The sequence below is a fragment of the Stenotrophomonas sp. YJH_SMC_16 genome, from assembly GCF_059367875.1.
In genome coordinates this window covers 320,035-341,495 of sequence record NZ_JCAFRH010000004.1, presented here as the reverse complement: position 1 = coordinate 341,495, position 21,461 = coordinate 320,035, and the positions used below count along the sequence as shown (strand labels likewise).

The following is a 21,461-nucleotide window of genomic DNA, read 5'->3' as shown; positions in this document are numbered from 1 at the left end:
CGCCTGATCCTGCAACTGGAGCATTCCATGTCCCGCCTGCCTTCGCTGTACATCTCCCATGGTTCGCCGATGACTGCCCTGCATCCGGGCCAGGTCGGTGTGCGCCTGGCCGAGCTGGCGCGCGACCTGCCGACGCCGCGTGCCATCGTGATGGCCTCGGCGCACTGGCTGGGCCGGCAGCCGCTGGTCGGCGCGCATTCGCAGCCGCCGACGATCCATGACTTCGGCGGCTTCCCGCGCGCGCTGTTCGAACTGCAGTACCCGGCGCCGGGCGATCCGGCGCTGGCCGAAGAAGTGGCCGGCCGCATCGCCGCCGCCGGCCTGCCGGTGGCGCTCGACCCGCAGCGCGGCCTCGACCATGGCGCGTGGGTGCCGCTGCGGTTGCTGCGCCCGCAGGCCGACATTCCCGTGGTGCCGCTGTCGATCCAGCCGCTGCTCGGCCCCGAGCATCAGTTCGCGCTGGGCCGCGCGCTGGCGCCGCTGCGCGAACAGGGCGTGCTGCTGGTCGGCTCCGGCAGCATCACCCACAATCTGCACGACTGGGGCGACTACCAGGACGGCAAGGAAGCGCCTTACGTGCGGCCCTTCATCGAGTGGGTGGAGCAGCGCCTGGCCGCCGATGACCGCCAGGCCCTGCTCGATTACCGCCGGCAGGCGCCGTTCGCCGAACGCGCGCACCCGACCGACGAGCACCTGCTGCCGCTGTTCTTCGCGATGGGCGCGGCCGGCGAGGGCGGCTTCGGTGCACGCCGCATCGACGCCGGCATCGATGCCGGCTTCCTCGCCATGGATCTGTACCGCTTCGACGGGGCATGAGCCGGGGCTGACGCGCGGCGGCCCCGGCCATCGCGGTCGTGGCCGCATGTGGTAGTTTTTTCCGGGTTTCCGGCGCTGGCCTTCGAGCCTCCCCGCGCGCCGCTTCCTGGAAGAAGCATGCATACCATTGAAGTCGTCCTGGCGATGCTGGTGGCCGTTGTCGCCAGCGGCTACCTGGTTCGCGTCCTCCCGTTCTCGTTGCCGCTGCCGCTGGTGCAGATCGGCCTGGGCGCGGTGATCGCCGGGGTGTTCAACCGCGGCCACGCGCTGGAGCCGGAAGTGTTCTTCCTGCTGTTCCTGCCGCCGCTGCTGTTCCTGGATGGCTGGCGCATTCCCAAGCAGGGCCTGTTCCGCGACAAGGGCGCGATCCTCGAGCTGGCGTTCGGCCTGGTGGTGTTCACCGTCATCGGCGCAGGCTTCCTGATCCACTGGCTGATTCCGGTGATGCCGCTGGCGGTGTGCTTCGCGCTGGCGGCGATCGTGTCGCCGACCGATCCTGTGGCAGTGGGTGCGATCGCCTCCAAGGCGCCGATTCCCAAGCGCCTGATGCACATCCTGGAAGGCGAGTCGCTGCTCAACGATGCATCGGGCCTGGTCTGCTTCCGGTTCGCGGTGGCTGCGGTGATGACCGGCACGTTCTCGCTGGCCACGGCCTCGCTGACCTTCGTGTGGGTGGCCGTGGCCGGCCTTGCGGTGGGCGTGGCGGTCACCCTTGGTGTGTCGACCTTCCAGCGCTGGCTGTGGCGCCGCTTCGGCGAAGAGCCGGGCGCGGCGATGCTGGTCAACCTGCTCATTCCGTTCGCGGCCTACCTGCTGGCCGAAGAGATCCACGCCTCCGGCATCCTCGCCGCGGTCGCCGCAGGTATCGCGATGAGCTATGTCGAGCTGACCGGCCGCGTCTCCGGCAGCATGCGCGTGCAGCGTGCCGGGGTCTGGAACATGCTGCAGTTCAGCTTCAACGGCATCATGTTCGTGCTGCTGGGCGAGCAGCTGCCAGGCATCGTCGAACGCGCCACCACCACCATGAACGAGACCGGCCACCAGAGTGCGTGGTGGCTGCTGGTGTATGTGGTGGTGATCAATCTGGCGCTGGTCGTGCTGCGCCTGTTGTGGGTGTGGCTGTCGCTGCGCTGGAACCTGCTGCGCGCGCGCCGTCGCGGCCTGGAGCGGGGCGAGGCACCGAACTGGCGCATCGTGGTGGCGACCTCGGTGGCCGGTGTGCGCGGTGCGATCACCCTGGCCGGCGTGTTGACCCTGCCGCTGTTCCTGCCTGATGGCAGTGCGTTCCCGGCACGTGACCTGGTGATCTTCCTGGCCGCCTCGGTGATCCTGTTCTCGCTGCTCGGCGCCAGCATCGCGCTGCCGCAGCTGCTGAAGGGCCTGCAGCTGCCGGCCGATTCGGGTGAACGCAAGGAAGAGGACCTGGCGCGCCGGCTGTCGTCGAAGGCGGCGCTGGCCGGGGTCGAGCGCATGCGCCAGCAGCTGGTGATGAACCAGAACACCGAGAACGTGCAGCTGTACAACGACGCCGCGTCGCGGGTGAGCCTGCTGTACCAGCGCCACCTGGAGCGCGACAGCGAGGGGCCCGACGTGGACCCGGAGAAGGTGCGGCGCATGGAAATGGGCTACCGCCAGCTGCGCAGCGCCGGCCTCAATGCCGAACGCGAGGAGCTGTTCCGGCTGACCCGGCGCGGGGTGATCTCCGATGAGATCTCGCGGCGCCTGATCCGCAACCTGGACCTGCTGGAATCGCGCAAGCGCGAGTGACGCCTGGGACCGGGCGTTGCTGACGCTGACGCGGATTCCGCCCTGGCATGTAGAGCCGAGCCCATGCTCGGCTACGCTTGCTTCAGGCGTCATGAACCCGGAACGAAAAGCAGCCGAGCACAGGCTCGGCTCTACATGCCGGTGCCGGTTATTCCGGTTTCTGGTCCAGGAAATACACCTCGACCTTGCCCTTGACCTTGATCGTCATCGGGTTGCCGCGGCGGTCGCGGGCCTTGCCGGCCTGCACGCGGATCCAGCCTTCGCTGACCGAGTATTCCTCGACGTTGTCGCGCTCGACGTCGTTGAAACGCACGCCGACGCCGCGCTCCAGCGCCTGCGCATCATGGAAGGGGCTGGCCGGGTTGATCGCCAGGTGGTCGGGAGGGGTATCGCTCATCGCTTCATTCACAGTGACGGCCACCAAGGCCGGCTTCAGCGGCACAGGATAAACCGTAGAATGCCGGCCTGCCCCAGAGGAAGTTCCGCCATGCCCGACAACAGCGACTATTTCGACTTCGAGGAAGACATCCACGACTTCGACGAAGACGGCTTCGAGGCCCGGGTCTGGAACCTGCTGGTGCTGATCAACCCGGGCGACGAAGAGCTGGCCCTGCAGCAGTTCAACCGCTGGCGCGAGCACCTGGCCGAGGACGGGCAGCCGCTGGAAGCGGACAGTGACTGGGTGCCGGCACTGTTCACGGCCATCGCCTGGCAGTCCGGCTTCGAGGTCGAGCGCGATGACCTGGAATCGCTGCAGTCGGCGGTGAACGAGCTGTCGGCGCGCTTCAACCTGCAGCTGGACTGGGGCGGCGACCTGGATGACGAGGACTTCGCCGAAGGCCTGGACGGCGTGCAGCTGATGTCCACCGCCTTCGACCGCCTGCGCGAGCACAACTACACGCTGTGGAGCGTGGATGCCGGCAGCGACGGTTTCACCGGCGTGATGGCGCTGACCCGCGACGACGACGCGATGCTGGCGCTGTGCTCGCTGTTGAACGTCGAAATCCGCCTGGGCAGCGACCCGTTCTGATCGATGATCCGACCCGCCGGGCATGGCCCGGCGCTACCTGTTCCGCCAGCCCGTGGTAGCGCCGGGCCATGCCCGGCGAGCACACCACGCACTACGGCCGGTACTGCGCCCTGGCGTTGGCAATCACCGCTTTGACCAGGTCACGGTCGGCGTGCCGGGAAATCGCCCGCGCACCGAGCGCGATGGCCTGCGCGCGCAGCTCGGAAGTGACATCGTAGTGCGCACCGCTGGCCTTGTTCTGGAAGGCCCGCGGTGGAATGCCGAGCTGCGCCGCCATCGCGTGCAGCTCGGCCAGGGTGTCGGCCATCAGGTGCGCCCAGCGCTGTCCGCGCCAGGGATGCACCGCGTCATCGACGTAGACCGTCACCGCCGCGGCCGGTTCAGGCCTGCGGCTTGCTGTCGCTGTCAGCGGCCGGGGTGGCCTCGGCAGCAGCTTCAACCACTTCGCCTTCGGCGGCCTCAGCGGCTTCTTCGCCTTCTTCGGCTTCCACGGTCTCGAACTCGGCGACCAGCTTGTCCAGGTACTCGTCAGCGGTCTGCTCGGATTCGGCTGCCAGGGTGTCCAGCAGCTTCTGCAGCAGCTCGGAGTACTCCAGGTTGACCTTGCGGCCTTCCTTTTCCTGCACGTTGGACAGGTGCTTGAGCATGGCCAGCATCGGCACCGGGTTTTCGGCGTTGCCCATGGTCTGGCCGCCGATGGCCAGCAGCCACTCACGGCCCTGCAGGCCGATGGCCGCGACCACCTGGCCGTCTTCGTTGGTCAGCACGGCATGGTTCTGCACCTGCTGCTGGGCGTTCAGGCGCAGGAACGGACGCTTGGCCTGCTGCTTCTTGCGCTTGTCGCGCTTGGCCTTGGAGTTCTGGGACATGGGGTGGGATCACCTGGAAACGGAAAGACCGCCATTGTAGCGGCCGCACGCAGGTGGGGTCAGATCCCTTTCCAGGGGAAAGGGATCTGACCCCGGTTCAGTGCGCCTCACCCTGCGCGGCCTGCACATCCGGGTCGGCGGTCGGCGCCGACAGCCCCACCTGCGGGCCGGCACCGGCCAGGGCGGCCGCTTCGGCAGCCTGGGTCATCACCACGATGCTGATGCGGCGGTTGATCGGGTTCTGCGGGTCGGCCTTGTCGAACAGTACCGAGGAGGACAGGCCGACCACGCGGGTGATCTTGCCGTCGTCCAGGCCACCATCGATCAGCGCGCGGCGTGCGGCATTGGCACGGTCGGCGCTCAGTTCCCAGTTGCCATAGCCGCGAGCGGCGGAATAGGCGGTGATGTCGGTGTGACCGGTCAGGCTGATCCGGTTCGGCACATGGTTCAGGTACTCGGCCAGCTCGTGCAGGATCTGCTGCGTGTACGGCTTCAGCGTGGCGCTGCCAAGGTCGAACATCGGCCGGTTCTGCTTGTCCACGATCTGGATGCGCAGGCCCTCCGGGGTCAGGTCCAGCAGCAGCTGGTCCTTGAACGGTTCCAGCGCCTGGCTCCTGCTGATCGCTTCCTGCAGCTCCTTCATCAGCTGTTCCAGCTGCTGCTTGTCGCGCTGCTGCTGGTCAACCGGCTGCGGTACTGCTTCCTTCTGGTTCTGGAAGGGATCGTTGCTGTTGCCACGCGAAACGTCGGTGGCACCGCCCAGCTTGATCATCGAGGTGCTGGCGCCGCCCGGGCCGGCCATGCCGGGCGCAGGCGTGGCGTTCTGCCCGCTCAGCGGGCTGGGGTTGCGGAAGTACTCGGAAATGGCCGCACGATCGTTCTTGTTGGTGGTGGCCATCAGCCACAGCACCAGGAAGAAGGCCATCATCGCGGTCACGAAGTCGGCATAGGCCACCTTCCACGAACCGCCATGATGGGCGGCGTGGCCGGCCTTCTTGACCCGGCGGACGATGACGGTGGGCTTGGTCTCGGCCATGGCTTACTTGACCGTCTTCAGGTGCTGCTCGAAATCGGAGAAGGCCGGGCGCACGTTCGACGGCAGCGTCTTGCGGGCGAATTCCAGCGCGATCTTCGGGTTGTAGCCGCGCAGGCAGGCCAGCAGGGCGGTCTTGACCGATTCGTAGATGCGGCTGTCCTGCTCGGCGCGGGCCTCCATCGCGGCTGCCATCGGGCCGACGAAACCGTAGCCCAGCAGGATGCCGAGGAAGGTGCCGACCAGCGCACCGGCGACGTGGCCGCCGACCTCGACGATGTCGCCGCCGATCGAGCCCATGGTGATGACGATGCCCAGCACCGCCGCCACGATGCCGAAACCGGGCAGTCCGTCGGCCACCTTGGTCAGTACCTGCGACGGTGCCATCGCCTCGGCATGGTGCTTTTCCAGCTCCAGTTCCAGCAGCGGTTCCAGCTCGTGCGGCTCGATGTTGCTGCCGATCATCAGGCGCAGGCAGTCGGTGATGAAGTCGATCAGGTGGTGGTCGGCCTGCACCTTGGGGTAGTTGCCGAACAGCGCGCTCTCGGCCGGCCGCTCGACATGGTCTTCCAGCGCCATGAAGCCTTCGCGGCGGGCCTTGTTGAGCAGTTCATAGAGCAGGCTGAGGACATCGATGTAGTCCTGCTGCTTGTAGCGCGGGCCCTTGAACACGCCGACCATGGCCTGCAGGGTCTGCTTGACCGTCTTGGCCGGGGTACCGACCAGGAAGGCGCCGAGCGCGGCGCCGCCGATGATGACCAGCTCGTAGGGCTGCCAGAGGGCACCCAGGCGGCCGTGGGCACCGAGATAGCCCCCGATCACGCTGATGATGACGACCAGGAATCCAACGATGATGAGCATGGGGCGACGCAAGGAGAGGGGATATCTCCTTGTCGGCCCGTCGCCCGGTTTTCTGAAGAGGGAATTCTGTGAAACCGGTCAGCGGGGTGTTTCAGCCCGCCACGCCGCTTTCCGCGCCGCCACGCTGCAACGGGTCGGGCCAGGGCTCGCCATTGCCGGTGAACGAAAGTGAGACGGAGTTCAGGCAGTGGCGCTCGTAGGTGGGCGGCGGACCGTCCGGGAACACGTGGCCCAGATGGCTGCCGCAGCGCGCGCAGGTGATCTCGGTGCGCACCATGCCGTGGCTGGTATCGCGGATCTCGCGCACGTGCGCCGGGTCGAACGGGGCAAAGAAGCTGGGCCAGCCGGTGCCGGAATCGAACTTGGTGCTGGAGCGGAACAGCGGCAGTGCGCACAGACGGCAGCAGTAGACGCCCTCGCGCTTGTTGTCGAGGAATACGCCGCAGAACGGCGCCTCGGTGCCGTGCTGCAGCAGTACGCGGCGTTCTTCGCCGCTGAGGCCGGCGACCAGCGCCTCGGTCTGGGTGGCGGTGGGGGGCGTCAGGTCGAAGGCGGTCATGGCGGCGCTCCGTGGGGTCGATGGCCTGGGGATGCCGGAAAACGTGGGGGTGCCGGCGCGCGCTTGCAAGTGTGATGGCCGTTCATGGGCGGCACACAGGTGCAGGCGCAAGGTGAATGCGATCCACGCCGGAGCGTGACATGAAACCGAGCCTTCCCCTGCTGTTGATGGGCCTGCTGCCCCTGGTTGCGCAGGCCCAGGTACCGACGTCGTCGAGCCCGACCGCCACCCGCAGTGCCACCACCGTGGCACCGCAACCGGTGGCACCTCCGCCACAGGCTGCCCGCCCGCAGCCGCAGGTGCTGCCGTCGCCGCAGCCGGCACAGCCGATCAAGTCCACCGGCCCCGCCCGGATCGCGCCGGCGCCGGTACCGAAGCCGGCCGACAAGGTCTATGACCGCAATGGCCGCATCGTGCCTGGCGTGCGCCCGGCCGGCCCGAACCGCGTGTTCGACTCGCGTACAGGCCGCTATTACGACAGCGTGCCTGCCGGTGATGGCCAGCAGATCAAGCGCTGACCTATGGGCCAAGCAAGGTTGGCAGCTCCTGCGCGTCGTGCGGGCTGAACGCACGAAAACAGCCTCTTGGCGATCACTGCTTTTTCGCTTGCGATTAACCGTTTCGGGACCACCGTGGCCCTGCGCTGGCATTCCGCCGCCGCATGTCCTTCGTCCACTGGATCGCGATCATGAAAAAAGCAGCAGAACCGTCATCCCGGCAAGGAACCGCAGGGCCGCAACCCGCAGCAGCAACAGCAGCAACAGATGGACCCACAGCAGCCGCACAAGGGCGGCAAGCAGCAGGAACAGCGCTCGCAGAAGCATCCGCAGCAGCGCTGAGGGACTCCGGGGGTCGGATCCCGCACCGCGGGCTCTGACCCCATCCTGCGAGCGCCTCAATCCGGAATCGGCAGGCTCAGCGTTTCCTTCACTTCTTCCATCACGATGTAGCTCTTCGACTCACGTACATGCGGCAGCGTCAGCAACGTGCTGCCGAGCAGCTTGCGGTAGGAGGCCATTTCGCTGATCCGCGCCTTCAGCAGGTAATCGAAGTCGCCCGATACCAGGTGGCACTCCAGCACGTTGGGCAGCTTCAGCGCCGCGCGCCGGAACTCCTCGAAGATGTCGCCGGACTTGTAGGCCAGGCTGATCTCCACGAACACCAGCAGGCTGGCCTTCACCGCGGCCGGGTCGAGGTGGGCGTGGTAGCCGGTGATCACCCCTTCGCGCTCCAATCGACGCACGCGCTCAGTACAGGGCGTGGTCGACAGGCCGACCCGCTCGCCCAGTTCGGTGAAGGAGATACGGCCCTCGGCCTGCAGGATGCGCAGGATCTTGCGGTCGATCTTGTCCAGTTCGCGGGTACGGGTGGCCATGGCCGTCAACCTTGGGGAATGAATTGCAGGAGAACATCCTGCCGGTTGATTTCAAAACAGGCAAATCAACTGGGAATGGCTGTCTATACTTCCCCAATTATGGTCCCGGCACGCTCCAGTGTAGGGAATGATCGGGTTGGAGAAGTCCCATGCGAGTCCTAGTTCTCGGCAGCGGCGTGATCGGCACCACCAGTGCCTGGTACCTGCGACAGGCCGGGTTTGAAGTCACGGTCATCGACCGTCAGCCCGGCCCGGCGCTGGAAACCAGCTTCGCCAATGCCGGCCAGCTGTCGTTCGGCTACACCTCGCCGTGGGCGGCCCCGGGCGTGCCGAAGAAGGCCATCGGCTGGCTGTTCGAGAAGCACGCGCCGCTGGCGATCAAGCCGGGCATGGACCTGGCCCAGTACCGTTGGCTGTGGCAGATGCTGCGCAACTGCACCCATGAGCGCTACGCGATCAACAAGGCGCGCATGGTGCGCATGTCCGAGTACAGCCGCGACTGCCTGAACGAGCTGCGCGCGCAGATCGGCATCGAATTCGAAGGCCGCGACCTGGGCACCACCCAGTTGTTCCGCACCCAGCAGCAGCTGGATGCCTCGGCGCAGGACATCGAGATCCTGGCCCAGTACGGCGTGCCGTACGAGGTGCTGGACCGCGCCGGCATCATCCAGGCCGAACCGGCCCTGGCCCACGTCGATGGCCTGGTCGGCGCGCTGCGCCTGCCGCGTGACCAGACCGGCGACTGCCAGCTGTTCACCCGCCGCCTGGCGCAGATGTGCGTGGATGCCGGTGTCGAGTTCCGCTTCGACCAGGACATCACCGGCCTGGAGTTCGATGGCGACCGCATCACCGGCGTGCGCATCGACGGCAAGCTGGAAACCGCCGACCGCTTCGTGGTCGCGCTCGGCAGCTATTCGCCGGCGCTGGTCGCATCGCTGGGCATGCGCCTGCCGGTGTACCCGCTGAAGGGCTACTCACTGACCCTGCCGATCACCGACCCGGCGATGGCGCCGACCTCGACCATTCTCGACGAGAGCTACAAGGTGGCGGTGACCCGCTTCGACGACCGTATCCGCGTCGGTGGCATGGCCGAAGTGGCCGGCTTCGACCTGTCGCTGTCGCAGCGCCGCCGCGAAACCCTGGAGCTGGTGGTCAGCGATCTCTACCCGAAGGGCGGCGACCTGTCGCGTGCGCAGTTCTGGACCGGCCTGCGCCCGGCCACGCCGGACGGTACGCCGGTGATCGGCGCCACGCCGTTCCGCAACCTGTACCTCAACACCGGCCACGGCACGCTGGGCTGGACCATGGCCTGCGGCTCGGGTCGCTACCTGGCCGACCTGATGAGCGCGCGCCAGCCGCAGATCAGCACCGAAGGCCTGGATATTTTCCGCTACGGCCAGTACGGTCACGCGCCGCAACACGAGAACCGCACATGCGTCCTGCCCGCGCGTTGATCGATCTGGGCGCCCTGCGCAGCAACTACCGGCTCGCCCGTGAACTGGGCGGTGGCAAGGCCCTGGCGATCATCAAGGCCGATGCCTATGGGCATGGCGCGGTGCGCTGTGCGCAGGCGCTGGAAGACGAGGCCGATGGCTTCGGCGTGGCTACCATCGAAGAGGCACTGGAGCTGCGCCAGGCCGGCATCCGTGCGCCAATCCTGCTGCTGGAAGGCATCTTCGAGCCCAGCGACATGGCGCTGGTGGCCGAGCATGACTTCTGGTTCGCTGTCGGTTCGCCGTGGCAACTGGAGGCCGTTGCTGCCTTCGACAGCCCGCGCCCGTTGACGGTGTGGCTGAAGCTGGACAGTGGCATGCATCGCCTCGGCCTGGACGTGGACAGCTTCCGTGCCGCGCATGCACGCCTGTCGGCGCTGCCGCAGGTCGAGCGCATCGTGCTGATGACCCACCTGGCGCGCGCCGATGAGCTGGACAGCGAACGCACCCACGAACAGGCCGCGACCTTCGCGCGGGCCATCGACGGCCTGGGTGGCGAGACCAGCGTGTGCAACTCGCCGGCGCTGCTGGGCTGGCCGGATGTACGCAGCGACTGGGTGCGCCCGGGCCTGATGCTGTACGGCGCCAATCCGCTGCCGGACAACACGGCACTGACCGAGCGCCTGCGCCCGGTGATGACGATGCAGTCGAAGGTGATCGCCGAGCGCTGGATCGAGGCGGGTGAGCCGGTGGGCTATGGCGCACGCTTCGTGGCCAAGGCGCGCACCCGCGTGGGTGTGGTCGCGCTCGGCTATGCCGACGGTTATCCGCAGTTCGCCCCGAATGGCACCCCGGTGCTGATCGACGGCCAGCCCGGTGCGCTGATCGGGCGCGTGTCGATGGACATGCTGACGGTGGACCTGACCGCACATGCGCAGGCCGGCATCGGCAGCGTGGTGGAACTGTGGGGCAGCGCACCGACGCTGTCCGAACTGGCGCCGCGTTGCGGCGTGAGCGCGTACCAGCTGCCGTGCGCGGTCAAGCGCGTGGCCAAGGTATACGTGTAGAGCCGAGCCCACGCTCGGCTTCGGTAGCGGCCGACCTTGGTCGGCGCCGTCTAATGCGTGTCGACCAAGGTCGACACCTACCGGTGGGTCGCGTTGCCGGGCATTGCCGCGCAGCCCGGTGGGTCGCGTCGCCCGGCATTACCGCGCGGCGGTGGCCTGGCTGGCCAGCTGGCGCTTCACCCAGTCATCGATCAGGCGCTTCTCGTAGCGCAGCGGATCACTGTCGCTCTTCAGCCCCAGGTTGTGCAGGTAGCCGGTATCGCTGAGGCGCGCATCGCCCTCGCTGACGATACGGCCGCTGGCGTCCTTCAACGTGTACTGCAGGCTGATCCGCGGCGGGTAGATGTCGCGCATGATCCGGATGTCGCGGCCACGCGGGCCGTGCCACGGCTCGTAGTCACCGGCACGCTTGATGTCCACCAGGGTCACATCGAGGGTCTGCCCAGGCTGCAGCGGCTTGGCAGCGGTGGTCTGCAGGTAGCGGGCCAGCTGCTGTACCCAGTCACCGCGTTCGGCCTCGAAGCGGTTGGTGCTCTGGCGGATCTCGGTGAATTTGGCCGGATCCTCCCATTTCACGCTGACCGGGCCATCGGCCTGCAACGCGCGCGGCGCGTCCGCATCGGTCACGGTGCGCGGTGCAGCGTTGGCGCCGCCCGCCACCAGGGCGCCTGCCAGCAGGGCAATCGCGAGTGAGCGTTTCATGACGGTCTCCTGCGTCCCCGCGCTGGGGACGATGTTGATCACAGATCGAGTGTGATCCTGTGGCCGGGCCACCGCAATGGCCGATTGCGTCGTGCGCAAGGGTGGTTGCCGCCAATTCATCGACGTCAACCATGACTGACGGCGCTTGACGCTGTGAATACGCGCTTTGGAAGATGCTGTGCTTCCAATCCGGCCTGCACAGACGCCCCTTGTCCACACTGCCGCCCCTCGTGGAGCGCCCACCGATGATGGTGCCAGCGCCCGAACCCGACCTGCATCATGGCGTGCTTGAGCGCATCAACGCCGGTTTCTGCGTGATCCAGGTGCTGTTCGAGGGCGATCGCGCGGTGGACTACCGTTTCATCGAGGTCAACGATGCGTTCGAGCGCCACACCGGCCTGAAGGACGCGCGTGGCCAGCGCATGACGGCGCTGGAACCGGGCCACGAGCAGGACTGGTTCCGCATCTACGGCGAGGTCGCGCGCAGTGGCCGCCCCGCCCAGTTCGAGATGGAAGCGCGTGCGCTGGGCCGCTCGTTCGCGGTTGATGCGGTGCGCGTGGGCCGTCCGGGCGAAGACAAGGTCGGCATCCTGTTCTTCGACATCACCGCACGCAAGCAGATGGAAGTGGAGCTGGGCGAAAGCGAAGCCCGCTTCAGCGCACTGGCCGACGGCCTGCCGATGCCGGTGTGGGTGCTCGACGAGCGCGGCCATGCCCGTTTCGTCAACAGCGCTTTCAGTGAGTTCTTTGGCGGTGACGAAACACGCGTGCCGGAAGATGTCTGGCGCGGCCTGGTGCATCCGGACGATGCATCGGTGTTCGAGTACGAACTGCAGGAAGCACTGAAGGCGCAGCGGTCGATGCATGCGCTGGTGCGGGCCCGACGCGCCGATGGCGAGTGGCGTTGGCTGGAGATGAACGCACGCCCGCGTTTCTCACGGATGGGCCGCTTCATCGGCCTGGCCGGCAGCAGCCCGGACGTGACCGAACGCCGCGAGATCGAACTGGCCCGCGAGGAGCTGCTGCAGTCCGAGCGTGCCGCGCGCAGCGCCGCCGAGAACATGGCGCGGCTGAAGGACGAGTTCCTGGCCACGCTGTCGCACGAGCTGCGCACGCCGCTGACCACCATCCTCGGTTGGAGCGAGCTGCTGCTGCAGCGCGTGGACAACACCAGCCCGCTGTACAAGGGCCTGAATGTGATCGCCAACAGCGCCGGTGCGCAGAAGCGGCTGATCTCGGACATGCTCGACCTCAGCAGCATGCTGCTGGGCAAGGTGCAGCTGGAGGTGGAGATACTGGACCTGCGCGACCTGCTGGGCGAAGCCATCGGTGCGCAGGAACTGGTCGCCGAAGGCAAGGCGCTGGACGTGAGTCTGCTGCTGCCGGAGCAGCCCAGCCTGGTGCTGGGCGATGCCACCCGCCTGCAGCAGGTGTTCTGGAACCTGCTGTCGAACGCAATCAAGTTCACCCCGGCCGAAGGCCGCATCGACGTGCAGCTGCAGGCCGACGGCAACCACTGGGTGATCACGGTGCGCGATACCGGTGATGGCATCGCACCGGAGTTCCTCAACCATCTGTTCAGCCGCTTCCGCCAGGCCGATGGCACCACCACCCGACGCCATGGCGGCCTCGGCCTGGGCCTGGCGATCGTGCAGCAGCTGGTCGAACTGCATGGCGGTACCGTCACCGCCGCCAGCGAAGGCCATGGCCACGGCGCCACCTTCACCGTGCGACTGCCGCAGCACATTCCCGATGCCGAGCGACGCCCGCTGCGCGAAGTGATCAGCGGGCCGATCCTGGAGCCGGTGATCGTCGAACCGTACCCGCTGCGTGGCATGCATGTGCTGGCGGTGGAAGACCAGCCGGAAGTGCTGGAGTACCTGCGGCGCATGCTGGAAGAGCAGGGCGCGAGTGTGTCGGCCGCCAGCTCGGCCGGTGAAGCGCTGGCGTTGCTGGCCGATACCGGGCACCTGCAGTACCACGTGATGCTGACCGACATCGGCATGCCGGGCATGGATGGCTATGGTCTGGTGCGCACGCTGCGCGAGGACATGGGCGTGGATGCGATGACCCTGCCGGCGGTTGCCGTGACCGCGCTGGCACGCGCCGATGACCGGCGCCGAGCGCTGGCGTCAGGCTTCCAGGAACATGTCGCCAAACCGTACTCGGTGGCACAGCTGGTGGCTGCGGTACGCAAGGTGCAGGTGCCACGCGCGGACAGCGCGCTGCACTGAGCATTCACGGCCGATCGGCGACCCTGCACGCAGGAGGTCGCCGATGTCCCGTATAGCTCCCCGCATCCATACCGATCCGGCGCAGATCGCGCGCCTGGAAGCCCTGTTGCCGCAGCTGGAAGGCGAAACGCAGGTGCAACTGACCCTGCACGATGGTCGCCGCCTGCTCGGCACCGTGGCGGTGAAACCGACCGTGCAGCAGTACCGCAACGACGCCGGCGACGAAGGCAGCAACGGCCAGTTGCGCCTGGATGACTACGACACGCCGGTGCAGCAGCACCATGTGTGGCTGGACGAGATCGCCAGCGTCAACCGTCTGCCACCCAGGGCGCCTTGATCGGATGTAGAGCCGATCCCACGCTCGGCTGCGCCGTCGCCCGAGCGTGGGCTCGGGCGCTACCGGTGTGTCAGTGCTCGAACAAGGTCGGTGTCGCCTCGAACCGGCGCGCATAGGCGCGTTCTTCCGCCACCCGGGCCACCTCGTCATCGGCCAGGTCCGGTGCGCCGTACACCGCATAGGCCACGCTGCCGTCGGCGCCATGACCGACCTGGTGCAGCCGATAGCGCGAGTGGCCGCCGCCGGTGTCCTCGGGGTAATGCACGGGCGGATGGCTGCCTTCCAGGTCCATTTCACTGTTGTCGACCACGCCACCGACGAACAAGGCTCGCATGCAGGTTCTCCTGGGTTTCCGGGGGAGCCTCTACCCTGAACGTTTCAATGTTGCTGGCAGATCAAGGCCCCGTTCGGGTTTCGCAAAGCGGCATACCGGGGCCGGTCCGGCCAAGCCGGTACAATGGACGGCCCTCACGCTTGAAGTACCCGCGCCGATGGCCTCCAGCGACGACGCCCCCCTGCAGACCCTGTTCCTGCCGTTCTCCCAAGGCGCCCTGCGCTGGCCGGAGGGCCCGGTGGCCTTCCTGCGTGCCCGCGACGGCTGGCCGCTGCGTGAAGCGGCCGGCAGCCGCGAGGTCCACTGCGAGCAGAGCTTCGCCCCGTTCGCGCAGCCGCTGCAGCAGGCCGCCGGCTGGACCGTCAGTGGCCAGCTGGATGATGTGGCCGGCAAGGGCCGTTACCCGCTGGTGCTGGTGCTGCCGCCGCGCCAGCGTGAAGAAGCCCGCGCGCTGTTTGCCCGTGCGCTGGCGCTGGTCGCCGACGGCGGCCGCATCGTTGCCTGCCAGTCCAACAACGAAGGTGCACGCTCGGGCGAGGGCGACCTCAAGCAACTGACCGGCCTCGGCGGCAGCCTGACCAAGAACCACTGCCGCGTGTACTGGACCGCCCCGATGCAGGGCCAGCACGACGCCGACCTGGCCAAGCGCTGGTCGGCACTGGATGCGGTGCGGCCGATCGTCGGCGGCCGTTTCCTCAGCCGCCCGGGCGTGTTCGCCTGGGATCGCATCGATCCGGCCTCGGCGCTGTTGGCCGAGCACCTGCCGGCCGACCTGGCCGGCCGCGCCGCCGACCTCGGTGCCGGCTACGGCTACCTGTCGCGCGAGCTGCTGGAGCGCTGCCCGAAGATCACCGCGCTGGACCTGTACGAAGCGGAGCAGCGCGCGTTGGCACTGGCCGAGCTGAACCTGGCACCGCCGCCGCGTCCGCTGCCGCTGCGCTTCCTGTGGCAGGACGTCACCGCCGGCATCGAGCCGGGCTATGACGTCATCATCAGCAATCCGCCATTCCACACGCCCTCGCGCGCCGATCGCCCGGACATCGGCCAGCGCTTCATCGCCGTGGCCGCGCAGGCGCTGCGCCCGGGCGGACGCCTGTACGTGGTGGCCAACCGCCACCTGCCGTACGAGTACACGCTCAACGAGAGCTTTGGCGCGGTGCGCGTGATCGCCGAGCGTGATGGCTTCAAGCTGGTGGAAGCGGTGAAGGGGAAGGGCAAGTGAAGCTGGTCAAGCTCATCGCCAACCTGGGCTACGGCAGCCGCAAGCAGGTGCAGTGGATGTTCCGCGAAGGCCGCGTCACCGACGCCGACGGCGAGGTGCTGTATGCCGACGACCAGGTGCCGCACGAGGCGATCCGCGTCGACGGCGAGCCGCTGGACCCGCCGGTGGGCCTGTCGATCGCGCTGCACAAGCCGGCCGGCTACACCTGCTCGACCAAGGACACCGGCCGCCTGATCTACGACCTGCTGCCGCCGCGCTTCCGCGACCGCGATCCGGTGCTGTCTACAGTGGGCCGCCTCGACCGCGAGACCAGTGGCCTGCTGCTGCTGACCGACGACGGTGGCCTGCTGCACCGGATCATCTCGCCGAAGTCGAAGCTGCCGAAAGTCTATGAGGTCGAGTTGAGCGAGGACCTGCGCGGCGACGAGGTGGCGCTGTTCGCCAGCGGCACGCTGATGCTGGAGTCCGAGAAGACGCCCCTGCTGCCGGCTGAACTGGAAGTGGTGGATGCGCGTCGCGCGCGCCTGGTGCTGCATGAAGGCCGCTACCATCAGGTACGCCGCATGTTCGCCGCCACCGGCAACCACGTGCAGGCCCTGCACCGCAGCCGCGTCGGCGGGCTGGACCTGCAGGGGCTGGACGAAGGGCAATGGCGGCAGCTCACTTCCACCGACCTGGATACGCTGTTCGCTCCATGACCACCATCGCTGCGCTGCCGTTCCTCCCCGACGCCGTCATCTTCGACATGGACGGCCTGATGATCGACAGCGAGCGGGTCTCGCTGGCCTGTTGGAGCGAGGCCGCCGACGAATTCGGGCTGGGCCTGGACGAGGCGGTGTTCCTGCGCATGGTCGGCCTCGGTGACCGCGATACGCACGCGCTGCTGCGTGCGCAGGGCATCGAGGACAGCGTGATCGACGCCGTGGCGGCACGTTGCCATGAGCTGTACGAAGCACGCACGCAGACCGGTCTGCCGCTGCGGCCGGGCATCCTGGAGCTGCTGGAGCTGCTGAAGGCACATGCGATCCCGCGTGCGGTGGCAACCACCACGCGGCAGCCGCGGGCCAACCGCAAGCTGGCCGCTGCTGGCCTGCTGCCGTACTTCGATGCGGTGATCACCAGCGGCGACGTGGCGCGGCCGAAGCCGGCGCCGGATATCTACCTGCTGGCCGCGCAGCGGCTGGGCCAGGCGCCGGAGCGTTGCCTGGCGCTGGAAGACTCACCGGCCGGTACGCGCGCGGCGCTGGCGGCCGGCATGACCGTGATCCAGGTGCCGGACCTGGTGCATCCTGATGAAGAGCTGCGCGCACTGGGCCACCGCATCGTAGGGTCGCTGGTGGACGCGCGCGCATTGCTGGTGCCGTTGTTGCCGAGGTAACCGGTAGGTGCCGACCGTGGGTCGGCACGCCCCAATGCCCCCGGTGGGTGCCAACCTTGGTTGGCACTGAGCCGAGCATGGCTCGGCTCTACATCTATTTGGTGGGTGCCGACCGTTGGTCGGCACGCCTTCCCCATCACACCCGCCCGAACACCAGCGCGGCGTTGGTGCCACCGAAGCCGAAGCTGTTGGACATCACCGTATCCAGCTTCTGCTCGCGGCTTTCGCGCAGGATCGGGAAGCTCTCCACCTTCGGGTCCAGTTCGCCGATGTTGGCCGAACCGGCGACGAAGCCATCGCGCATCATCAGCAGGCAGTAGATCGCCTCGTGCACGCTGGCCGCACCCAGCGAATGGCCGGACAGCGCCTTGGTCGAGGACAGCGGCGGCACCGCATCGCCGAACACTTCGCGGATCGCATTGAGCTCGGTGACGTCGCCCAGCGGCGTGGAGGTGCCGTGGGTGTTGAGGTAGTCCAGCGGGCGATCGACGCCCTGCAGCGCCATCTTCATGCAGCGCACCGCGCCTTCGCCGGACGGGGCGACCATGTCGGCGCCGTCGGAGGTCACGCCATAGCCGATCAGCTCGGCATGGATGTGCGCGCCGCGCGCAACGGCGTGGTCGTAGTCCTCCAGCACCAGCATGCCGCCGCCGCCGGCGATGACGAAGCCGTCGCGGTCCTTGTCGTACGGACGCGAGGCGCTGGCCGGGGTCTCGTTGAAGCTGGTCGACAGCGCGCCCATCGCGTCGAACATCACGCTCATCGACCAGTGCAGATCTTCGCCGCCACCGGCGAACATGATGTCCTGCGCGCCATGGCGGATCATGTCCGCGGCAGCGCCGATGCAGTGCGCCGAGGTGGCGCAGGCGGCCGACAGCGAGTAGCTGACGCCCTTGATCTGGTAGGCCGTGGCCAGGCAGGCCGAGACGGTCGAGCACATCGTGCGCGGCACCATGTACGGGCCGACCTTGCGCACGCCACGTTCGCGCAGCAAGTCGACCGCGCCGATCTGCCACTCGCTGGAGCCGCCACCGGAACCGGCGATCAGGCCGGTACGCAGATTGCTGACCTGATCGGCGCTGAGCCCGGCATCGGCGATGGCATCGCGCATGGCCAGATAGGCGAAGGCCGCTGCATCGCTCATGAAGCGCTTCTGCTTGCGGTCGATCAGCGCGTCCAGGTCGAGGTCGACGCGGCCGCCGACCTGGCTGCGCAGGCCCGCTTCGGCGTGGTCGGCCAAGGCGGTGATGCCCGAGCGCCCTTCGCGCAGCGCAGCCGAAACGGTATCCAGATCATTGCCGAGGCAGGACGTGATGCCCATGCCGGTGATGACGACGCGACGCATCAGAAGCTCCCGGTTTCAGTGAACAGGCCGACGCGCAGGTCGCGCGCGCTGTAGATTTCGCGGTCATCCACGTACATGCGCGCGTCCGACTGGGCCATCACCAGCTTGCGGTTGATGACACGGCTGATATCGATCTCGTAGCGCACCAGCTTGGCCTCCGGCAGCACCTGGCCGGTGAACTTCACTTCGCCACAGCCCAGCGCGCGGCCCTTGCCGGGGGCGCCCAGCCAGGTCAGGAAGAAGCCGGTCAGCTGCCACATGGCGTCCAGGCCCAGGCAGCCGGGCATCACCGGGTCGCCGATGAAGTGGCAGCCGAAGAACCACAGGTCCGGGCGGATATCCAGTTCGGCGCGTACCATGCCTTTGCCATGCGGTCCGCCGTCCTCGCGGATGTCGGTGATGCGGTCGAACATCAGCATCGGATCGTTGGGCAAACGGCCGGCGGCGGTGCCGAACAGTTCACCGCGTGCGCTGGCCAGCAGCTGTTCGCGGTTGAACGCGTGGAGACGGGTCATGAAGCACAATCCTGGAAGCGGGGAAACAGGGAAACAAGCAAACAAGCGCTCGAGGATGCCCGTGGAAACTGCGCCGATCAAACATTTCAACCGTACGCAACCGTAGTGTTTTCAATGGAATACGCGCATCCTGTTGATGTGCAACGACCATACTTCGGCGTGTGGCCCGTCCGGCACGCCCCCGCCCTTTCCGCCTGACATGACCCGACTGCGCAAGATCATCCACGTCGACATGGACGCGTTCTACGCGTCGGTGGAGCAGCGCGACGATCTGTCACTGCGCGGCAAGCCGGTGGTTGTGGCATGGCGTGGCGCGCGTTCGGTGGTGTGCGCGGCCTCGTACGAGGCACGCGTGTTCGGCGTGCGTTCGGCGATGCCCGCCGTGCGTGCCGAGCGCCTGTGCCCGGATGCGATCTTCGTGCCGCCGGACTTCGCACGTTACAAGGCGGTGTCACAGCAGGTGCGCGCGATCTTCCTGCGGCATACCGACCTGGTCGAGCCGTTGTCGCTGGACGAGGCCTACCTCGATGTGACCGAGCCGAAGAGCGGCATCGAACTGGCCACCGACATCGCCCGCACCATCCGCGCGCAGATCCGCGAGGAAACGAACCTGACTGCTTCAGCTGGCATCGCGCCAAACAAGTTCCTGGCCAAGATCGCCTCGGACTGGCGCAAACCTGATGGCCAGTTCGTGATCCCCCCGCAGCGGGTGGACGCGTTCCTGCAGCCGTTGCCAGTGAACCGGGTGCCCGGCGTCGGCAAGGTGATGGAAGGAAAACTTGCCGCGCGCGGCATCGTCACCTGCGGCGATCTGCGGCAGTGGGCGTTGATCGACCTGGAAGAAGCATTCGGCAGCTTCGGCCGCAGCCTGTACAACCGTGCACGCGGCATCGACGAGCGGCCGGTGGAACCGGACCAGCAGGTGCAGTCGATTTCCTCGGAGGACACCTTCGCCGAAGACCTGCCGCTGGAAGACCTGGGCGAAGCGATCGTGCAGCTGGCGGAGAAGACCTGGAAGGCCACGCGCAAGACCGAACGCGTCGGCCACACCGTGGTGCTGAAACTGAAGACCGCGCAGTTCCGCATCCTCACCCGCAGCTTCACCCCGGAGCGCCCACCGGAATCGATGGAAGAACTGCGCGACATCGCACTGGCCCTGCGCGCCCGCGTCGACCTGCCGGCGGAGACCCGTTACCGTTTGGTCGGCGTCGGGCTCGGCGGCTTCCGCGAGAAGGAGCCGGTGGTGCAGGGGGAATTGTTCGAGCACGACATGAACAAACCCACAGATACCTAATCATCAAACAGTGGGGTCAGAGCCCGTTGCGCAGCAACGGGCTCTGACCCCGTGCCGACCAACGGTCGGCACCCACCATCAGCAGCAGGTTCCGACAGATAGCGGGAAACTGTCGAAGGCGGGGTGGGTCCGGTTGCGGGGGCGTGAGCCGCATGGATGCGGCGACCGAGCTTACATGGACGTACTTGCAGCGTCCCCCGCAACCGGACCCACCCCGCCAACCCTCAGGAGACCAGCTTTTGCTGTTGCTTCGGCTGTTGCCGTTGCATTGAGCAGGTGCAGGGCGCAGCCCTGCAAAAGAAAACTCCCTACCTCATGGCCACTGCATCTCGCCCTTGGCCACCTTCGCACTCAGCTCCAGCGATGCGACGCCATCCAGCTTCGGGTAGCGCGACTGCATTGCTTTCACCAGTGCCGCACTGTCCTTGGCCTTCGCCGCCTCGGCATCGAACGCGCGGATGTAATCTGCGGTGAAGCGCAGCGCACTCGAATCCAGTGCGGCACCCGGTGCGTAATGCCCCGGTACCACTACTTTCGGCTTCAACGCCTGCAACCGCTGCAGGGTCTGCAGCCAGTCGGTGTGCGACTTCGGCGTCTGCGTGTCGGCCATCCACACGTGCTCACCGGCCACCACCGGAATGCCACCGACGATCGCGCGCAGCGACGGCACCCACAGCACCGTGCGGTCCGGGGTCGGTCCGTCCAGGCCGATCAGCGGCAGGCGCTGGCCTTCCAGTTGCAGGGCATCGCCATCCAGCACCTGCGGTACCACAATGCGCGCGGGCACGTCGGCACCCATCTTCGGTCCCCAGTAGGCCAGCTTGCCGGCCTGGGTCTGCTGGATATGGGCGACGGTCTGCGCGGTGGCGACGATGCGTGCCTGCGGGAACGCGTCCTGCAGGGTGGCCAGGCCGAAGTAGTAATCCGGATCGCCGTGGCTGATGTAGATCGTGGTCAGCTGCCTGCCGCTGGCGCGGATCAGCTCGACCAGCTTGCGCGCGTCGCTGGCACCGAACTGCGCATTGACCAGGATCGCGTCGTGGCGGCCTTCGATCAGCACCGAGGACACCGAGAACATTGCCTGCGGGCCGGGATGGAAGGTCTGCAGGTGCAGCTGGGATTTCGTTGCCGCCGTCGGCGCCGTGGTGGCCGGGGCGGCCAGCAGCGGCGCACTGGTGAAGCTGGCGGCCAGGGCGAGGGGAAGCAGCAGGGCAGCGGTACGCATGGGAATTCCTTGTGTAGAGCCGGGCCAATGCCCGGCTGCATGTTCGCGTAGAGCCGAGCGCGGGC

The 21,461-nt window shown here is 67.4% G+C and carries 24 protein-coding genes and 1 pseudogene; 13 read left to right on the top strand and 12 right to left on the bottom strand.

Going from position 1 to position 21,461, the window contains the following annotated elements; all coding sequences use genetic code 11:
• The first annotated feature begins 27 nt into the window (after positions 1 to 27).
• Both AC5P6E_RS11375 and AC5P6E_RS11370 read left to right on the top strand, forming a co-directional pair.
• Positions 28 to 816: a DODA-type extradiol aromatic ring-opening family dioxygenase gene (locus tag AC5P6E_RS11375; RefSeq protein ID WP_227200279.1), complete on the top strand. Its 789-nt coding sequence runs from the start codon at positions 28 to 30 to the stop codon at positions 814 to 816.
• A gap of 117 nt (positions 817 to 933) precedes the next feature.
• Positions 934 to 2,583, top strand: coding sequence for a Na+/H+ antiporter (locus tag AC5P6E_RS11370; RefSeq protein WP_010484128.1), 1,650 nt, complete (start codon positions 934 to 936; stop codon positions 2,581 to 2,583).
• A gap of 148 nt (positions 2,584 to 2,731) precedes the next feature.
• On the opposite strand, the gene AC5P6E_RS11365 is transcribed toward AC5P6E_RS11370, so the two are convergent.
• Positions 2,732 to 2,980 carry a DUF3297 family protein gene (locus AC5P6E_RS11365; protein ID WP_005415112.1) on the bottom strand — a complete coding sequence of 83 codons (249 nt, stop codon included), beginning with the start codon at positions 2,978 to 2,980 and terminating at the stop codon, positions 2,732 to 2,734.
• A gap of 90 nt (positions 2,981 to 3,070) precedes the next feature.
• On the opposite strand from AC5P6E_RS11365, the gene AC5P6E_RS11360 reads away from it, so the two are divergent.
• Positions 3,071 to 3,613, top strand: a complete 543-nt coding sequence (locus AC5P6E_RS11360; protein ID WP_281056113.1) for a DUF6630 family protein — start codon at positions 3,071 to 3,073, stop codon at positions 3,611 to 3,613.
• A gap of 91 nt (positions 3,614 to 3,704) precedes the next feature.
• Here the strand turns inward: AC5P6E_RS11360 and AC5P6E_RS11355 are convergent, their stop codons facing one another.
• The 5 genes from AC5P6E_RS11355 to msrB form a co-directional block, all read right to left on the bottom strand.
• Positions 3,705 to 3,980 (bottom strand): DUF4031 domain-containing protein, encoded by a 276-nt coding sequence (locus tag AC5P6E_RS11355; protein ID WP_010484125.1) that lies wholly within the window; start codon positions 3,978 to 3,980, stop codon positions 3,705 to 3,707.
• Positions 3,981 to 3,993: 13 nt separating this feature from the next.
• Entirely contained in the window at positions 3,994 to 4,482 is a 489-nt protein-coding gene (locus AC5P6E_RS11350) for a hypothetical protein (protein WP_010484124.1), read from the bottom strand.
• A gap of 97 nt (positions 4,483 to 4,579) precedes the next feature.
• Positions 4,580 to 5,518: a flagellar motor protein MotB gene (motB, locus tag AC5P6E_RS11345; RefSeq protein WP_019337990.1), complete on the bottom strand. Its 939-nt coding sequence runs from the start codon at positions 5,516 to 5,518 to the stop codon at positions 4,580 to 4,582.
• A gap of 3 nt (positions 5,519 to 5,521) precedes the next feature.
• Entirely contained in the window at positions 5,522 to 6,376 is an 855-nt protein-coding gene (gene motA / locus AC5P6E_RS11340) for a flagellar motor stator protein MotA (protein ID WP_005407915.1), read from the bottom strand.
• Positions 6,377 to 6,467: 91 nt separating this feature from the next.
• Positions 6,468 to 6,935: a peptide-methionine (R)-S-oxide reductase MsrB gene (msrB, locus tag AC5P6E_RS11335; protein ID WP_010484122.1), complete on the bottom strand. Its 468-nt coding sequence runs from the start codon at positions 6,933 to 6,935 to the stop codon at positions 6,468 to 6,470.
• A gap of 140 nt (positions 6,936 to 7,075) precedes the next feature.
• On the opposite strand from msrB, the gene AC5P6E_RS11330 reads away from it, so the two are divergent.
• Positions 7,076 to 7,453 (top strand): hypothetical protein, encoded by a 378-nt coding sequence (locus AC5P6E_RS11330; RefSeq protein ID WP_019337991.1) that lies wholly within the window; start codon positions 7,076 to 7,078, stop codon positions 7,451 to 7,453.
• 143 nt (positions 7,454 to 7,596) lie between these two features.
• Positions 7,597 to 7,774: pseudogene (locus AC5P6E_RS11325) on the top strand (lana protein).
• Between the two features lie 56 nt (positions 7,775 to 7,830).
• Here AC5P6E_RS11325 and AC5P6E_RS11320 read toward each other — a convergent pair.
• Positions 7,831 to 8,310, bottom strand: coding sequence for an Lrp/AsnC ligand binding domain-containing protein (locus AC5P6E_RS11320; protein WP_005407919.1), 480 nt, complete (start codon positions 8,308 to 8,310; stop codon positions 7,831 to 7,833).
• Positions 8,311 to 8,459: 149 nt separating this feature from the next.
• On the opposite strand from AC5P6E_RS11320, the gene AC5P6E_RS11315 reads away from it, so the two are divergent.
• Both AC5P6E_RS11315 and alr read left to right on the top strand, forming a co-directional pair.
• The gene (locus AC5P6E_RS11315) at positions 8,460 to 9,764 is read left to right on the top strand and encodes a D-amino acid dehydrogenase (RefSeq protein ID WP_019337992.1); all 1,305 of its coding nucleotides are present in this window, start codon (positions 8,460 to 8,462) and stop codon (positions 9,762 to 9,764) included.
• Entirely contained in the window at positions 9,743 to 10,810 is a 1,068-nt protein-coding gene (gene alr, locus AC5P6E_RS11310) for an alanine racemase (protein WP_019337993.1), read from the top strand. The genes AC5P6E_RS11315 and alr overlap by 22 nt, the downstream gene beginning before the upstream one ends.
• A 138-nt stretch (positions 10,811 to 10,948) precedes the next feature.
• On the opposite strand, the gene AC5P6E_RS11305 is transcribed toward alr, so the two are convergent.
• Positions 10,949 to 11,512: a DUF3016 domain-containing protein gene (locus AC5P6E_RS11305; protein ID WP_010484117.1), complete on the bottom strand. Its 564-nt coding sequence runs from the start codon at positions 11,510 to 11,512 to the stop codon at positions 10,949 to 10,951.
• Positions 11,513 to 11,757: 245 nt separating this feature from the next.
• On the opposite strand from AC5P6E_RS11305, the gene AC5P6E_RS11300 reads away from it, so the two are divergent.
• Both AC5P6E_RS11300 and AC5P6E_RS11295 read left to right on the top strand, forming a co-directional pair.
• A complete protein-coding gene (locus tag AC5P6E_RS11300) occupies positions 11,758 to 13,746 on the top strand; it encodes a hybrid sensor histidine kinase/response regulator (protein WP_043398895.1) in 1,989 nt (662 codons plus the stop codon).
• Positions 13,747 to 13,789: 43 nt separating this feature from the next.
• Positions 13,790 to 14,083 (top strand): DUF3247 family protein, encoded by a 294-nt coding sequence (locus AC5P6E_RS11295; protein ID WP_010484115.1) that lies wholly within the window; start codon positions 13,790 to 13,792, stop codon positions 14,081 to 14,083.
• A 70-nt stretch (positions 14,084 to 14,153) separates the two neighbouring features.
• Here the strand turns inward: AC5P6E_RS11295 and AC5P6E_RS11290 are convergent, their stop codons facing one another.
• Positions 14,154 to 14,417, bottom strand: a complete 264-nt coding sequence (locus AC5P6E_RS11290; RefSeq protein WP_005407925.1) for a hypothetical protein — start codon at positions 14,415 to 14,417, stop codon at positions 14,154 to 14,156.
• A gap of 157 nt (positions 14,418 to 14,574) precedes the next feature.
• Here AC5P6E_RS11290 and AC5P6E_RS11285 point away from each other — a divergent pair, with 157 nt between their 5' ends.
• From AC5P6E_RS11285 to AC5P6E_RS11275, 3 genes are read left to right on the top strand one after another with little or no spacing between them, the layout of a single operon-like run.
• Positions 14,575 to 15,639 carry a class I SAM-dependent methyltransferase gene (locus tag AC5P6E_RS11285; RefSeq protein ID WP_010484114.1) on the top strand — a complete coding sequence of 355 codons (1,065 nt, stop codon included), beginning with the start codon at positions 14,575 to 14,577 and terminating at the stop codon, positions 15,637 to 15,639.
• On the top strand, positions 15,636 to 16,337 hold the full coding sequence (locus AC5P6E_RS11280; protein ID WP_010484113.1) for a pseudouridine synthase: 702 nt from the start codon (positions 15,636 to 15,638) through the stop codon (positions 16,335 to 16,337). Before AC5P6E_RS11285 ends, AC5P6E_RS11280 begins: the two co-directional genes overlap by 4 nt.
• Complete coding sequence (locus AC5P6E_RS11275; protein ID WP_053442469.1) at positions 16,334 to 17,017, top strand: HAD family hydrolase; 684 nt, start codon at positions 16,334 to 16,336, stop codon at positions 17,015 to 17,017. The genes AC5P6E_RS11280 and AC5P6E_RS11275 overlap by 4 nt, the downstream gene beginning before the upstream one ends.
• Positions 17,018 to 17,153: 136 nt before the next feature.
• Here AC5P6E_RS11275 and fabB read toward each other — a convergent pair whose 3' ends face one another.
• On the bottom strand, positions 17,154 to 18,362 hold the full coding sequence (gene fabB / locus AC5P6E_RS11270) for a beta-ketoacyl-ACP synthase I (protein ID WP_043398887.1): 1,209 nt from the start codon (positions 18,360 to 18,362) through the stop codon (positions 17,154 to 17,156).
• Positions 18,362 to 18,877: a 3-hydroxyacyl-[acyl-carrier-protein] dehydratase FabA gene (gene fabA / locus AC5P6E_RS11265; RefSeq protein WP_005407930.1), complete on the bottom strand. Its 516-nt coding sequence runs from the start codon at positions 18,875 to 18,877 to the stop codon at positions 18,362 to 18,364. The genes fabB and fabA overlap by 1 nt, the downstream gene beginning before the upstream one ends.
• A 199-nt stretch (positions 18,878 to 19,076) precedes the next feature.
• Here fabA and dinB point away from each other — a divergent pair, with 199 nt between their 5' ends.
• Positions 19,077 to 20,171, top strand: a complete 1,095-nt coding sequence (gene dinB / locus AC5P6E_RS11260) for a DNA polymerase IV (RefSeq protein WP_329836093.1) — start codon at positions 19,077 to 19,079, stop codon at positions 20,169 to 20,171.
• 313 nt (positions 20,172 to 20,484) lie between these two features.
• Here the strand turns inward: dinB and AC5P6E_RS11255 are convergent, their stop codons facing one another.
• Positions 20,485 to 21,396, bottom strand: a complete 912-nt coding sequence (locus AC5P6E_RS11255) for an MBL fold metallo-hydrolase (RefSeq protein WP_019337998.1) — start codon at positions 21,394 to 21,396, stop codon at positions 20,485 to 20,487.
• Between the last annotated feature and the right edge of the window lie 65 nt (positions 21,397 to 21,461).